Source organism: Methanogenium marinum (assembly GCF_028912405.1).
GTDB lineage: Archaea > Halobacteriota > Methanomicrobia > Methanomicrobiales > Methanomicrobiaceae > Methanogenium > Methanogenium marinum.
Map to the genome: position 1 here is coordinate 1658549 of NZ_JAKELO010000002.1, position 13495 is coordinate 1672043.

The 13495-nt window shown below is 47.3% G+C and carries 17 protein-coding genes; 9 read left to right on the forward strand and 8 right to left on the reverse strand.

Translation table 11 applies throughout. The annotated features are described in order from the left end of the window. Positions 1-47 precede the first annotated feature (47 nt). The 6 genes from mptA to L0665_RS08320 all read left to right on the forward strand — a co-directional run bounded on the left by mptA (position 48) and on the right by L0665_RS08320 (position 6291). The gene (mptA, locus tag L0665_RS08295) at positions 48-983 is read left to right on the forward strand and encodes a GTP cyclohydrolase MptA (RefSeq protein ID WP_274925218.1); all 936 of its coding nucleotides are present in this window, start codon (positions 48-50) and stop codon (positions 981-983) included. Between the two features lie 272 nt (positions 984-1255). Next, positions 1256-2626, forward strand: a complete 1371-nt coding sequence (gene frhA / locus L0665_RS08300) for a coenzyme F420 hydrogenase subunit alpha (protein WP_274925219.1) — start codon at positions 1256-1258, stop codon at positions 2624-2626. Positions 2627-2635: 9 nt separating this feature from the next. Beyond that, on the forward strand, positions 2636-3205 hold the full coding sequence (locus L0665_RS08305; protein WP_274925220.1) for a hydrogenase maturation protease: 570 nt from the start codon (positions 2636-2638) through the stop codon (positions 3203-3205). Continuing rightward, positions 3147-4133 (forward strand): coenzyme F420 hydrogenase subunit gamma, encoded by a 987-nt coding sequence (gene frhG / locus L0665_RS08310; protein WP_274925221.1) that lies wholly within the window; start codon positions 3147-3149, stop codon positions 4131-4133. The genes L0665_RS08305 and frhG overlap by 59 nt, the downstream gene beginning before the upstream one ends. Before the next feature lies 1 nt (position 4134). Beyond that, positions 4135-4998 carry a coenzyme F420 hydrogenase subunit beta gene (gene frhB / locus L0665_RS08315; RefSeq protein WP_274925742.1) on the forward strand — a complete coding sequence of 288 codons (864 nt, stop codon included), beginning with the start codon at positions 4135-4137 and terminating at the stop codon, positions 4996-4998. A gap of 261 nt (positions 4999-5259) precedes the next feature. Continuing rightward, positions 5260-6291: a zinc ribbon domain-containing protein gene (locus L0665_RS08320; protein WP_274925222.1), complete on the forward strand. Its 1032-nt coding sequence runs from the start codon at positions 5260-5262 to the stop codon at positions 6289-6291. 20 nt (positions 6292-6311) lie between these two features. On the opposite strand, the gene L0665_RS08325 is transcribed toward L0665_RS08320, so the two are convergent. Next, positions 6312-6794: a DUF2124 family protein gene (locus tag L0665_RS08325; RefSeq protein ID WP_274925223.1), complete on the reverse strand. Its 483-nt coding sequence runs from the start codon at positions 6792-6794 to the stop codon at positions 6312-6314. A 131-nt stretch (positions 6795-6925) separates the two neighbouring features. On the opposite strand from L0665_RS08325, the gene L0665_RS08330 reads away from it, so the two are divergent. Then, entirely contained in the window at positions 6926-7522 is a 597-nt protein-coding gene (locus L0665_RS08330; RefSeq protein WP_274925224.1) for an archaellin/type IV pilin N-terminal domain-containing protein, read from the forward strand. A gap of 32 nt (positions 7523-7554) precedes the next feature. Here L0665_RS08330 and L0665_RS08335 read toward each other — a convergent pair whose 3' ends face one another. Next, complete coding sequence (locus L0665_RS08335) at positions 7555-7752, reverse strand: hypothetical protein (protein WP_274925225.1); 198 nt, start codon at positions 7750-7752, stop codon at positions 7555-7557. A 520-nt stretch (positions 7753-8272) separates the two neighbouring features. Between L0665_RS08335 and L0665_RS08340 the strand changes: the two genes are divergently transcribed. Then, complete coding sequence (locus L0665_RS08340; protein ID WP_274925226.1) at positions 8273-9307, forward strand: AI-2E family transporter; 1035 nt, start codon at positions 8273-8275, stop codon at positions 9305-9307. Positions 9308-9309: 2 nt separating this feature from the next. Continuing rightward, positions 9310-9483, forward strand: a complete 174-nt coding sequence (locus L0665_RS08345) for a hypothetical protein (protein WP_274925227.1) — start codon at positions 9310-9312, stop codon at positions 9481-9483. Here L0665_RS08345 and L0665_RS08350 read toward each other — a convergent pair. From L0665_RS08350 to dinB, 6 genes are all read right to left on the reverse strand, one after another. Beyond that, a complete protein-coding gene (locus L0665_RS08350) occupies positions 9480-9872 on the reverse strand; it encodes a molybdenum cofactor biosynthesis protein MoaE (RefSeq protein ID WP_274925228.1) in 393 nt (130 codons plus the stop codon). The two genes, L0665_RS08345 and L0665_RS08350, sit on opposite strands and share 4 nt — an antisense overlap. 6 nt (positions 9873-9878) lie before the next feature. Further along, complete coding sequence (locus tag L0665_RS08355; RefSeq protein WP_274925229.1) at positions 9879-10154, reverse strand: MoaD/ThiS family protein; 276 nt, start codon at positions 10152-10154, stop codon at positions 9879-9881. Between the two features lie 131 nt (positions 10155-10285). Beyond that, on the reverse strand, positions 10286-10633 hold the full coding sequence (locus L0665_RS08360; protein ID WP_274925230.1) for a hypothetical protein: 348 nt from the start codon (positions 10631-10633) through the stop codon (positions 10286-10288). A gap of 24 nt (positions 10634-10657) precedes the next feature. Continuing rightward, positions 10658-11194 carry a GNAT family N-acetyltransferase gene (locus L0665_RS08365; RefSeq protein ID WP_274925231.1) on the reverse strand — a complete coding sequence of 179 codons (537 nt, stop codon included), beginning with the start codon at positions 11192-11194 and terminating at the stop codon, positions 10658-10660. 194 nt (positions 11195-11388) lie between these two features. Then, a complete protein-coding gene (locus L0665_RS08370; RefSeq protein ID WP_274925232.1) occupies positions 11389-11949 on the reverse strand; it encodes an HdeD family acid-resistance protein in 561 nt (186 codons plus the stop codon). 412 nt (positions 11950-12361) lie between these two features. Continuing rightward, positions 12362-13459 carry a DNA polymerase IV gene (gene dinB / locus L0665_RS08375; protein ID WP_274925233.1) on the reverse strand — a complete coding sequence of 366 codons (1098 nt, stop codon included), beginning with the start codon at positions 13457-13459 and terminating at the stop codon, positions 12362-12364. Positions 13460-13495 lie beyond the last annotated feature (36 nt).

Below are 13495 nucleotides of genomic sequence, written 5' to 3' on the forward strand. Positions count from 1 at the left end.
TCAGCAGAATTCTTACCTGAAATCTGCTTTTTTCATTCGAGGTTAACATGGAACTGCCTGATACACAATCAACCCAGCCCGAAGTCAGAATCAACCTTACCCGGGTCGGCGTCAAAAATGTCAAGAAACTCGTTGAAGTCGCACGTCCGGGAAAACGCCCGGTCATTTTCATATCAACATTTAATGTATATGTGGATCTCCCCAGCAGCCTGAAAGGAGCTAATCTCTCCCGTAATTTTGAGGTGATTGATGAAGTGCTCCAGCAGGCCATTGAGGGTGAAGTAAATGGTATTGAAGAAGTATGCAATGCTGTTGCCCGCAAACTCCTTGACCATCACGAGTATGCAGACCGTACAGAAGTGAAGATGAAGAGTCTGTATATGGTGAAGCGTGAGACGCCGGTAACAAAGACGGAATGTCACGAGGTCGTCGAGGTGCATGCCAGTGCGGTTGCTGACAGAAACAATGGAACACCTATTGTCAGAAAGATGATCGGTGCCGAAGTGACCGGTATCACTGCCTGTCCCTGTGCTCAGAATATTATGAAGGAACTTGCTTCGGCAAAACTGCGTAATCTTGAGATTAGTGAGGATAAAATACAGGAATTTTTAAATGAGATCCCAATGGCCACTCATAACCAACGTGGCAAAGGGTTCCTCTTAATCGAGACGGATGACGACCAGCGTGTTGAACTCGAGACCATCATAGATATCCTGAAAGACTCTATGAGTGCCCGTATCTATGAACTTCTGAAACGCGGTGATGAGAGTCACGTGGTCTTTGCGGCACACAGCAATGCCCGGTTTGTGGAAGACTGTGTCCGTGAGATGGCCAAACATGTGGTTGAGAAATTCTCTTATTTGCCGGGTGATTCAGTCATCACTATCAAGCAGACAAATGAGGAAAGTATTCATCAGCATGATGCCTATGCAGAGCGCAAGGCAACCATTGCTGAACTGAAAGCTGAAATAAAAGCTAGTTAATCCTTATTTTTCAATTTAATCAAAAATCCCAACTTTTTTGCAAATAAGAGGTTCATTATATCGAGAATTTTTCCGGAAAAAGGAACTTTATCAACATAACCTTTTTGACAAAACCCGTGCAATTAACGAAACTTATTTTTAACCAGTCATTCACATAACTCATACGTACTTCTTAGCGGGTACGTGTGTTGCAACACACAGTATGTGATTTCTTGCATGCGTATGTGTTTGAATAGCCAGAAGAACAAAATTTAAAAATTAGGCGATAATTTATGTCGAAAGTTGTAGAGATTTCCCCAACCACAAGACATGAGGGTCACACCAAGCTTACGATGCAGGTTGACGACAGCGGTGTCGTTACCCGCGGTGACTGGCTCAGTCTTACACCTGTACGGGGCATTGAGAAACTCGCCATCGGTAAGAGTATGCACCAGGCACCGAAGATTTCTTCCCGTGTCTGTGGTATCTGTCCGATTGCGCACACCCTTGCAGGTACTGAAGCAATGGAAGCCTCGATTGGCTGTATCATTCCCGATGATGCATACCTTCTGAGAGTCGTCCTTCAGTGTGCAAACCGTGTTGCAAGTCATGCACTGCATAACATCCTGTCACTGCCTGACATGTACATCCCGGGAACGGACACCCATATCAACCCGTTCACTCCCGAAGAACCAGTACGCAGCGTGGCACTCAGAATCCAGAAACTCCGTGAAGTTTCTCAGACTATTGGTGAGATCGTCGGTGGAGAACCTATTCACCCGTCCAACCCCCGTGTTGGTGGTATGTACAAGAACATCTCCCCACGTGCACAGATTAAGATCCAGGATCTTGTAAAAGAGGCTATTCCCCTTGCACGTGACCACATGGATTTCATGATCTCTGTCTTCAAGGACTGGGATGACCGCCCCATGGCATCTGTTGCCGGTGGCAAAGAAGTCGAGAAGACCCAGAAGTTTGGTTTCCACGACCAGGGTTACATGGCGTCAGATACACTTTATGGTTCCTCATCACTTGATCTGGACCAGAAGTGGTATCCTGAGCGCTGGACAGAAGTCCGTCCATGGGACTGGTATCAGGGTGAACTCGAAGTATCCCTCGAAGATCCTGACTACCCAATTGGTGGCACTACTCCTGTTGGTACCAAGGTGTGGCCGGCAATGGAAGCATGCACTGGTGTCCCACTCTATGATGGAGCTCCCATTGAGACTGGTCCCCGTGCACGTCTTGCAATGTTCCGGAACTATGACCGCAAGGGCGCAATGGGCCTGCAGATTGCACGACAGATGGAATATATGGACTGTCTGTACGGCATGCAGGATGCTATTGAAGCACTTGACACCAACGGGAAAGTCCTCGCAGATGAGATCCCGCAGGGTGATGGAACACTTGGCTGGGCTGCAAATGAAGCACCACGTGGAACTGATGTCCACCTTACCAAGGTAAAGGACGGCAAAGTACAGTGGTATTCGCTCCTTGTCCCGACCACCTGGAACTTCCCGACTGTCAGCCGGGCACTTGAGGGTGCACCGTGGCAGCTCACTGAAGTCATCATGCGTGCCTACGACCCATGTGTGTCCTGTGCAACCCACATGATGGTGGTCGATGATTCAAAGAAGGTAGTGGCCCAGAAACTGTTCCAGTGAGATAGTCAGATGCTTGACTGGTATGCGAGACAGATGATTGTGGGTGTTGGTAATCCTCTCTATACAGATGATGGATTCGGGCCTGCAGTGGTATCAGAAATCAAAAAACTGTCCCTTCCGGACAATGGTGACCTGAAAGTTCTGGACGTGGGCCTTGCGGGGCCGCATTTCCTTTTCACCATGGTCGCAGAGGCTGAACAGCCGGTCGAGAAGATGGTCATCGTTGATATTCTTGATTTCGGTGGTAACCCTGGTCAGATGACGAAAGTCTCTCCTGACTTTCTGGCCAATGAAGAGACGGGGAGGTATCTTGATCCGCATTCATGGGGAGGGTTTAAGGACCCGCTGACTGAACTCTCAAAACGGACTGAAGTGATAATACTTGGGTGCCAGCCTGCGAGCATCGCGATATCCGATATTGATAATGAATCTGAGGATGTCGATTACTGGCTCACGGAACAAGTTACAATGGCCATTCCGAAGGCAGTGCAGATGGCACTTGCCGAAGTAGGGGTGGAATATGGGACTACTATCAAATCTGAAGAAAATCTTCACGGGGAGCAAACCGGAAAAATCTGAGGCATCCCCTGAGGCAGTCATCGTTCCCGAACCGGTTATGGTTCCAGAATCAGTGACTGTCCCCAAGGTCATGCCTGAGGAAAAACCGGTTGTGAAACCCAGCGATGTGAAGGTTGAAAAAAAGCCTGAAATACAAGAGATGGAGGAAAAGCCTGTGGCTGAAAAAATTACGATTGGGCACGTGCACATGTCTGGATGTACCGGATGTCTCGTGTCTCTCGCAGATAATTATGAAGGTCTGTTTACGTTGCTTGACAACTATGCAGATCTCAATTACTGTCTGACTCTCGCAGATGTGCGTGACATCCCAAAGATGGATGTGGCACTTGTCGAGGGGTCAGTCTGTATAAACGACCCACACTCTGTGGAGGATATTAAAAAGGCACGCAGGAATGCAACTATTGTTGTTGCACTCGGTTCCTGTGCCGCATATGGTAACATTACCCGGTTCGCCCGGGGGGGACAGTGGAATCAGCCCCAGCATGAGAACTACGTTCCGATCGGTGACCTGATCAACGTAGATGTCTACCTGCCGGCATGCCCACCCTCACCGGAATCAATCAAGAATGTTGCTGTGATGGCATACCTGCTCCTCAGAGGAAGCGATGAACAGAAGGAACTTGCAGCAGCATACCTCAAGCCTCTCATGGATCTCGCACAGCGAGGTACAGATGCATGTGGATGTGACCTGATGTTTGATGTTATAAACCAGGGTCTCTGCATGGGATGCGGCACCTGTGTTGCAACCTGTCCTGTTCGTGCAATTACAATGTCATACGGAAAGCCGAACATTGACTGTGATCTGTGTATCAAATGTGGTGCATGCTACGCACAGTGTCCACGCAGTTTCTTCAACTTTGATGTGATGAACCAGTTTGAGGCAATCGGCGAAGCAATTGATGCTGCTATGGGCAAGGGAGATGAGTAAAATGGTTCTCGGAAATTACAAGAACTGTGTATCCGCACGTGCAGCTGACCCGTCAATTCGTTCCGCCTCACAGGACGGTGGAATTGTCACCCAGCTCTTTGCATTTGCACTCGAAGAGGGCATCATTGATGGTGCTGTTGTTGCAGGACAGGGCGATGAGCCATACAATCCGGAGCCTGTTGTTGCAACTACGGTTGCAGAACTGATGGAAGCACGCGGCACTCGCTACACCATCTGCCCGAACATGTCAATGATTAAAGAGGCAACCCGTTCGTATGGTCTTGATAAGGTCGGAATCGTTGGCACACCGTGCCAGATTCAGGCTATCAGAAAGGCTCAGCTCTACCCAATGGGTATGCGGTCTGTCGGATCCAAGGTTGCTCTTGCAATTGGTATATTCTGTATGGAGAACTTCTCCTACCAGAGTCTCGAGACCATGGTGGAAGACCTCTGTAATGTGAAGATGGAGAGCGCTGCTAAAATGGACATTGGCAAGGGTAAATTCTCTGTGTACACCTCACGTGGTGCAGTCTCACAGATCCCGCTCAAGCTGACCCACAAGTTTGAGCAGCCTGGCTGCCATGTTTGTCTGGACTATGTCGCAAATCTTGCTGACGTCTCAACCGGATCTGTCGGAAGCCCCGACGGATGGTCCACAGTCTTCACCCGCACAAAGGCCGGTGAAACAATCTGGGGCAAGGCAATCGAAGCAGGATACTTCGAGACCAAGCCTATTGCAGATGTCAAGCCAGGTCTGGATCTTGTGACCAAACTCGCAACTGAGAAGATCACAAAGAACCAGAAGCATCTGGATGAGCGTGCAACCTTTGGCGTTGACAAAGGTCTGCGCAATCCATACATCTAATTTTTTCTTTTTTTTGTCTCCTTTTGTTGCCTGCTGAAGGAACGTGCACTCAGTAAAAATTTTGTATAAAATATCGCAGTTTTTGCTGACAATGTCCCCGGATGAGAAGAACAGATAAGAGGGGAGGTATTTTTTGGTTTCTTCTGGGGGTGGAATATTGCATATGCTCCTGTTAATGGTTTATTCCTGCATTTTTTTGGCTGACACAATACAGATGGCATGAGGAACGAAAGATATTGTAATTAGAGTGTTCACATTACATTGGTAAAATATATGTTCTGTCCGAACTGCGGTGCAAATATTCCGGTGGGGTTACATGTCTGCCCGGAATGTGGTACTGAAATTTCAGTGTCGCACAATCATGGTGGGAGTGAATATACTCCGTTCATTGTTGCGGAGGATACGAGAGACGCACACACACCATTTGGTCCGGTCCGGGAAGGTGCCAGAGGGTGGGGGGGTGATGTGAGCCAGCCTGCCATCATTGAGGCAGAGGAAGGTGAGTTGCCGGATGAGAGTCCGGATTGTCAAATTACGTCATCACGTACTGATATGGCGGACAGGACTATGTCTGATGAAGACACCCTGTCTGAGAGATGGGAGGAAGATTTATCCAAAGAGAATGATATGGAAAATGCCCCTTCTGAAGATGAGATACTATCCGTCACAGGGAATGGCCGGATTCGTCCTTCCGTTGCTTCCTCATCGGGTAGTGTCCCTTCACCAGGACAATCTTCTGCTCCGATAGAAAGTGTATCCCCTGATGATTCCAAAAATAAATCATGTCCATCTGCTTCGTTTTCATATACTGAATCCAAACCCACGTCACGGAGACGTTCCATGACTGCCGGGCTGGCAGTCATGATTTTTGTGGTACTGGGCCTTGCTATTCTCATATATGGCCTGCCAGGACAAGGTTCAGGAGATATTCTGGTGGCAACTCCGACCCCTCTTCCAACTGTTCTTCCGGATGAAACACCCGTTTCTACCACAGAATTGGTCCCCATATTTGCCCCCTCTGAGAATCTGATTCTCTCCGTATCTGCATATGGGGGAGGGTATAAAGTGGAGATTGATGGTGGTCTCATGGAAAATGAGGTTGCAACGATTCTGGTGGCTGTTGAAGACACGGGCGGCCTTCATACGATGGAATGGGTATATCCTTCACGCCATGAATCGTTTATTATGGCGAGGGAAGCGTATAACGGGACCCCATCTGCAATTGAGCATGTGGTTGCCACAGCGACATATACGGATGGAAAAAAAGAGGTTGTATTCTCCGGTGATCTCTGATGAAATGACTGGATAATAGTTCATTTCCAGACTTCAACCGGATCCATCTGGGCATTGATGACCATTTCAAAGGCTATTTTCTCCAGCCATCCGGCACGCCGGAACATATCCATGAAACAGATGCCCACAATTTTAGCATCATATCCTGCAATTTTTTCCTGAACCATCTCAGCTGTTACTGGCTCATTTGGCATGGCAAGACCTCCCATTATCACAATGACCTTGGGATCAAAGGTTTCCGGGGCATGGGATGTAACCTGCATACCTACGTGGGCAACCGGTTTGAGGACTTTCGCTGACGATTCGTCCAGCCGGGGAACAAAAATAAATTCAAAGGGCAGGTCACGGACTGCATACGTGAGAAGTTCAACGAATGGTGTGCACGTTCCAGGGCAACCGTAAAAAACTACCTGATCTGTGTCTGCAATCCCCGATTCGACCATATATTTCTTGAACGGACGAAGCATTCCTGCAATGCCTGATCCTGTTTCCTGTAATTCCATATTTTTCTCTTGTGTGCGAATGAGAAATACCTTACTTATCATCTCCGGAAGGGTGGTATGCGATATGCTATATGGGCAGAAATGCATCAACTGATGAGGGCATACGGTGCTCTTTTTGAGGGGGAAATCAGGTGCAGATACAAAAGAGGCGATGTGATGATGCCGGGTTTACCGGACTTGAGGGTGCCATTATCCTGATCGCTTTTGTCATTGTTGCCTCAGTATTTTCGTTCATCATTCTGAATTCCGGTTTTTTTGCAACAGATACGGCACAGAAGGTCATCTATGCAGGTGTGGAACAGTCTGCATCATCCATGATGCTCGCCGGTGATGTATATGGCTACCGGGCACCCGGCCGGGATGCTGTGGATATGCTGCGCTTTACGGTTGGTCAGTCTGTCGGGGGAGGAAGGGCGGTAGATCTCAGCGGTTGCACAATTACATATATGACGTCTGAAAAAATTCTGGCCATCCAGCCAAACAGCACTCTTATATCGGGTACGCCACCTCTTCCAGGGATGTGGACAATAGCTGATGTATCTTCTGCCGGGGATTCATATCTCATCCAGTCAGATGAACAGGCGACTATTGTGATCCGTTTGCAGGAATCGGATGCGGCACTGGCAGGTGAAAAGATCACTATCACTCTTATTCCCCCTGTAGGTACTGCTGTCACCGTCATCCGAACGATCCCGGCTAAAATAGATGAAGTTACAATTCTTGTGTGATTATCAGTAGTCAGGACTGCTCAATTTGATTTTTAATCCCATTGTGTTCCAAATATTGGTTCTTCATCGAACTGGCTGATACGTTTCGCATCTGCAGAGTAGGTAACATCAACAGAGTTGCGGATTGCATTTTCAAGATGTTCTGCAGCGCTCCATACGGCTTCCCGCCTTGAATCAGCTCCACGAACCCGCATCTCGACCGTCAGTGTAACCAGCCATCCATCTTTCATATAAACATCCTGTCTTGTATCACCCAATCGCATGTCAGGATAATAAAGATATGGCAGGGTATAGATGGTTTTACCACTTTTCCTCTGATATAATAAGCTCATTTGTAAATTGAACTGATTTTGTGTCTATTCGGTCATGTCCTGGTGAATCTGACTTCTCAATTTTGTATCTCTCTCTCTATCTGTGAGCAATAACCGAAAACAAGGGGGAATGACCATCAAAGAGAAGAATGTCATGCCGGAATGTCTGGCATTGGATATGTCATGCCTGATTTCTGATATATTTTGGATACGAACATGTGTCCCGTCAAAATAGTACCCGTCAATGTATCCATACCTCCTGTCCACAGATACAGAGACAATGCACAGGGAGGCCTCTCACATTATGCGGACGCCTTTACTCGTGTTATGTGAGAGAGAGAGAGAGAGAGAGAACCTGGTGTGAGTATTATACTCCTCTCCCCCGTGAGTAATCCTGCTGACGATAGTATTATAACCGGGTATGAAGTATAGCCCCCCAATGAATGACGGAAGAAGGAGAAGAGACTGGTTTGTCATTGCCATTTTGGTTTTTCTGGTTCTCCTGATCACTCTGGTGTTCCGTGAACTGCTCAATCCCATCATTATTGCAGGAGCACTTGCAGTGGTTCTGATACCCTTTCACAATGGGCTGAAGAAGCATATCCGACCGTCGCTTTCATCCATTTTCATCACAACCGGCGTGGTCATCTTTATTGTGGTTATGCTGCTGGTCTCCTTTGGTGTCATCTTTGCAAACGGGGAGTATATTCAGGAGGTCTTTAATAGCATCTTTGCCTGGCTTTCCATAGGTGGGGGGGTATTTGGCATGTCTGTCAACCCGTTTGTCCTGGATATTCAGTCAATTGTCGATAGTATCATCGCTGCAGTGACAGGCTCTATTGGTGAAATTCTTGGTGCAACCGCCTATTACTCAATCATTTTCATGATTCTCTTCCTCTTCCTGTATCTCTGTATTCTGTACGGGGAACAGATTTTTCATCAAATATGGGCTCTTGTACCGGAAGAATCGAGACCAAAACTCTCTATTCTCAATGTGCTCCTCTCAGACACACTCTACTCCCTTATCATTGTCCACGTGGGAATCGCTCTGATTGTCTTTATAGCTGCCCTGCCGTTCTTCACCTTCCTCGGATATGGGCATGTACTCTTCTGGTCGATTGTCTGTGCGATATTTGCATTAATTCCCGTATTTGGGCCGGTTATTATCGTAGCATTTCTTGCCGTCTATGCCTTATCTCTCGGGGATTACTTTGGAGTGGCACTGATACTGCTGATAGGCTGGCCTCTCCTGTGTGCTATTCCTGACTGGTATCTGCGCCCCGTTTTTATGGGAAAACGCTCAAAAATGAATGCTGTCCTGATATTTATTGCCCTGTTTGGTGGAATTGCTATTATGGGGGTGATGGGTTTTCTGTACGGGCCGCTGGCACTTGCCATCCTGACAGGAGTATATCGGATTTTGTTTATTGAGTTTTGTGGTGAAAATCAGTCATTTCACTCAAAAAATACCTGATTTTGCTGTATTTATATGCTGATGCAAAGGACTATTTTCGGGGTACGCCTATTTTCTCCCGTAAAATATATGTGGCCGCTACTGTTGTGATTGAAGAGTCTGAGGGCGAAGAAGAAGGTGAAATCTTCCGGATATTCAGTCCTTCTGATATCTGCTGGTTTTTCACCGGCACCTAATCATGCCAGCGGGAGTCACCACTGGCAGTGATGTCCTTTTTCCAGATCGGCACATATCGTTTAATCTCTTCAATAATATACCGGCACCCGGCAAATCCCTCCTCACGATGAGCGGAACCTGCGATAATGACCAAAATTGTCTCCCCTGTCTGGAGGAGACCGTCCCGGTGAATGATATCAACTGAAATGAGCCCATGTTTTTCGGTTGCTTCCGCTGCAATTGTGGTGAGATCAGCGATTGCTGTGGTTCGGTCTGCCTCAAATTCGATTGCCTCAATACCATCGTCACGCACGGTGCCTACAAAGACTACCTGAGCACCCATATGGGTGTTACGCGACTGTTGTATGAGTGCTCCAATGTCAATATCATCTTTCTGTATGGAAATCATGTATTTTTATCCTCCTGATACTGGTGGATAGATCACCAGTGTATCACCATCTGCAAGCGTTGTTTCATCTGTCTCTCCGGTAGATAACCGCCTCCCGTTAAGGGTTATGGTAATGTGTGGATGAAGTGTGCCATCCGGGGTAAAGAGTGTGTCTCTGCACTCTTTCTCTTTACAAAGGAGTGAAAGCACGGTTTTAGGCGAGGCGAAACTGTCGGTTTCAATCAGTTTTTCTGTTCCGAATATCTCACGGAAGCGGGCAAAACTGCGAATTGTTATTCTCATTTTATTTTACTCTCCTGTGTAATATCTCTGGTTTCATATCTGTATCTTCTGCTCAAGGGAATCATATCTATCTTTTATCCGGGACATTCCTGAAACGTATTCCGGGATTGGAGAGTATTTGTGGTTGTGGCTTAGATAAAACAGTCATCACCACTGCGATACGCATTCAGCATTTCACGCCGGACACTTTTGCCAAGCTGCTCTGTTACCTGTTCGAGAAGGGCGGCAAAGTAGTCGGGAGGAAGGCAACAAAGGCTCTCTTCGCCGGTGGTGATGAGCGTAGTGAGATATTCAAGCTCATCTGCTGTCAGGCGGTTTATTCGTTCTCTGAAGTCATCTGCATTCGTCGCATAATGGTTTGCAACAGGTGGCAGGACAGAGCGATAGGTGACTCCTGACCCTGAACAGAGCAGGTCATCGCACTCTGGTGCACATTTTTTAAGAATTTTTTGGTCTTTCTCAGAGAGTATGCGTGCCATGTGTCTGTGTTTCCTCACGGATTTTTATTGTGGTGTGTTTGTCGTGTGTGAGAACGCTTCCGGATAGTGTACAACCCCATGTACGTCACGGAGGGCATTTGTCTCGAGGCTGAGGACCATGAATGCTCCTTCGGGAACCTCCCATGGCGGTTTTATTTCATGCGCTTTTGCTGATTCAAACCGGAATCTGCGGTAGTATCCAGGCTCACCGAGTACAACGATGATTTTCGTTCCTTTCTGGTAGGATCGGTGAATGCCTTCTTCAATGAGTGCGGTGCCGATTCCCTGGTTCCGGAATTTTGAAAGCACTGCCATGGGGGCAAGAGCGAGGGCAGGTGTCTCATCGCAGTCTTTCGCACGGATAACCACCGGCGAGAAGAGCACGTAACCGACGATGGTTTCATCCTCAATACAGACAAGTGAGAGTTCAGGATCATAGGTATCAGAATTACGGATCAGAGAGACCAGTTCGGCCTCGTCCTCCCGGCTGAATGCATCAGTGAGAACCGCAGCAATACCTGCAGCGTCATCCGGTTCTTCTGATCTGATAGTCCATTCCATAATAATAATACGTATGGTGCTGCCCGCTAAAATACCTGCATGTTTTCATCGGTGGCAGATGCACAATATTCATTGTGTGCAGGTATGTGTCACACGAGTGCCATCAGACAAATATGGAGGATTCATCGCCGGATTTCACCATCCGGTGCCAGAGATGATTTGAGACAACCAGGGGAAACCGAAAAAAGGTATGATTATTTCTGTGCCATAAGGCCGGTTATCGTAACAACGATACCCCACGCAATCAGGAATATGCCCATAACATAGATGACGGTTGCCGTTGCCATCAGTGGGTATATCATTACATAGAATCCAAGGAGGATTGCGATGATGCCTGCAATGATGAGGAGCACTTTGTACCAGGTACTGTCTTTCCCGGTAAATGCCTGGAATATATTCGTAAATCCTGTCAGGAATGCCCAGAAGGCAATAAGGTAGGTCATGAGGAACCATGCACTGAGGATACTGGTGAATACCATCAGGCCGAGGATAATTGAAAGCACACCCAGAATTATGAGTGCAATCGAACGTCCTGTTCCGCCTTCGTGCGGTTTTAAAGCCTGCACGACTGTAATAATTCCCCAGACCACCACAAAAGCACCGATGAAGTAGCCTAAAAAGAGCGTCACATATCCTGGCATGATCACACAGAATATGCCAAATATAACTGCAATGATTCCCATGAGAACAAAAGTCCACCATGAAGGGGTGAAATCCATTGCTCCTGCTGTCTCGTTTTCAATGATATCGGTCATAGTTTTTCACTATCGCAATGGTATGTGAATGTGGTATTTAATATGTCCGAAAAATGTGATGATTTTGGCTGTGGATGGGCCTTTGGATTGATGAAAACAGTATGAATTTTTAAATTTTCATGTATTCGGATAACTGCAGGAGATGCAGTCTGGTCGGATATGGTTCCCCTTCGGGAGGTGATGCTGGAACAGATCTCGCATGAGCATTTTGTCCGATCCATATATTTTTATCTCGTTTTGTCTTTTTATTGGTATTTGCAGGGAAATTGCCTATGATGTGCCCAGCGTTACTCATGAAGTCTGTTCCTGAGAGTGTCTGGGGAGAGTGTAGCAATTTATCTTATTTGTCCCTGTAGCACCTGTTTTTATCTTATTTTATGTTCGAAATGAGCTGTTTTCTTTTGGATTACGGTCATCCTGAGTTTTCTGAAAACGCATCCAGTGTCATCTGCCCGTCACCTGTCCGTTCAAGCCCGGAGACAGAGATACCAATCAGACGGACCGGAGTGGTGGTGAGAAACGGAAGAATAAGTGATTGAGCTGTTTGTTCAATCTGGTCATCGCGGTCAGTTGCATGGCTGAAAGATGATGCCTTTGTCCGGGTTATAAATCCCCGGTAACGAATTTTCACGGTTACCGTACTGCAACGTCTCCCATCCTTCCTGAGGCGCCTGCATACCTCTGCTGTGAGAGAGGTAAGGGTCTGGCATATGTACTGTGCGTCTGTCACATCTTTGGGAAAGGTTCGTTCCTTACCAATGGATTTCCGTTCACCTCTGTCTGCAACAGGGGTATCATCGATACCATTGGCACGTGCATGCATTACGAAACCCCATTTTCCGAGTTTTGTTCTGAGCAGACCGGGGTCTGCTTTTGCGAGGTCTCCTGCGGTTGTGATGCCCAGTGATGCAAGTCGTTCTTCTGCTTTTTTTCCGATACCGGGAATTTTTCTCACCGGAAGAGGTGATAGGAATGATGTGGTATTGTTTGGTCTGATAATGGTCATACCATCCGGTTTTTGGAAATCAGATGCAATTTTTGCGATTGTCTTATTTGGCCCGATACCGACGGAACACGTAATTCCGTGGTGGGATTTGACAATATTTTTTATTTCTGTTCCCAAAGCCTCTGCTGCGGTATATGACCCACATGAAGAAATATCACAATACGCCTCATCCACACTCACCTGAGCAAATATATCGGCAAATGGCCTGATGGCGTCCATAATTTCTGCTGATACCTGACAGTACAACGCGTGGTTAACCGGCAGGTAGACTGCTTCCGGACAGCGCACATATGCCTCACTGATAGGCATCGCACTCCGGATACCATACCCACGTGCCTCATATGAACACGTACAGACAACGCCACGTCCCCTCCCGTTTTTCGGGTCAGCACCAACGACCACCGGCTGACCCGTAAGGGCTGTATTTTCCCGGACTTCAACAGATGCAAAGAAACTATCCATGTCCACATGAAGGATGATTCGTTCTGTCTGTGCTCTGTGCATATTCTGTGTCCTCTCTTCTGGCAGGTTTCTCTGTAT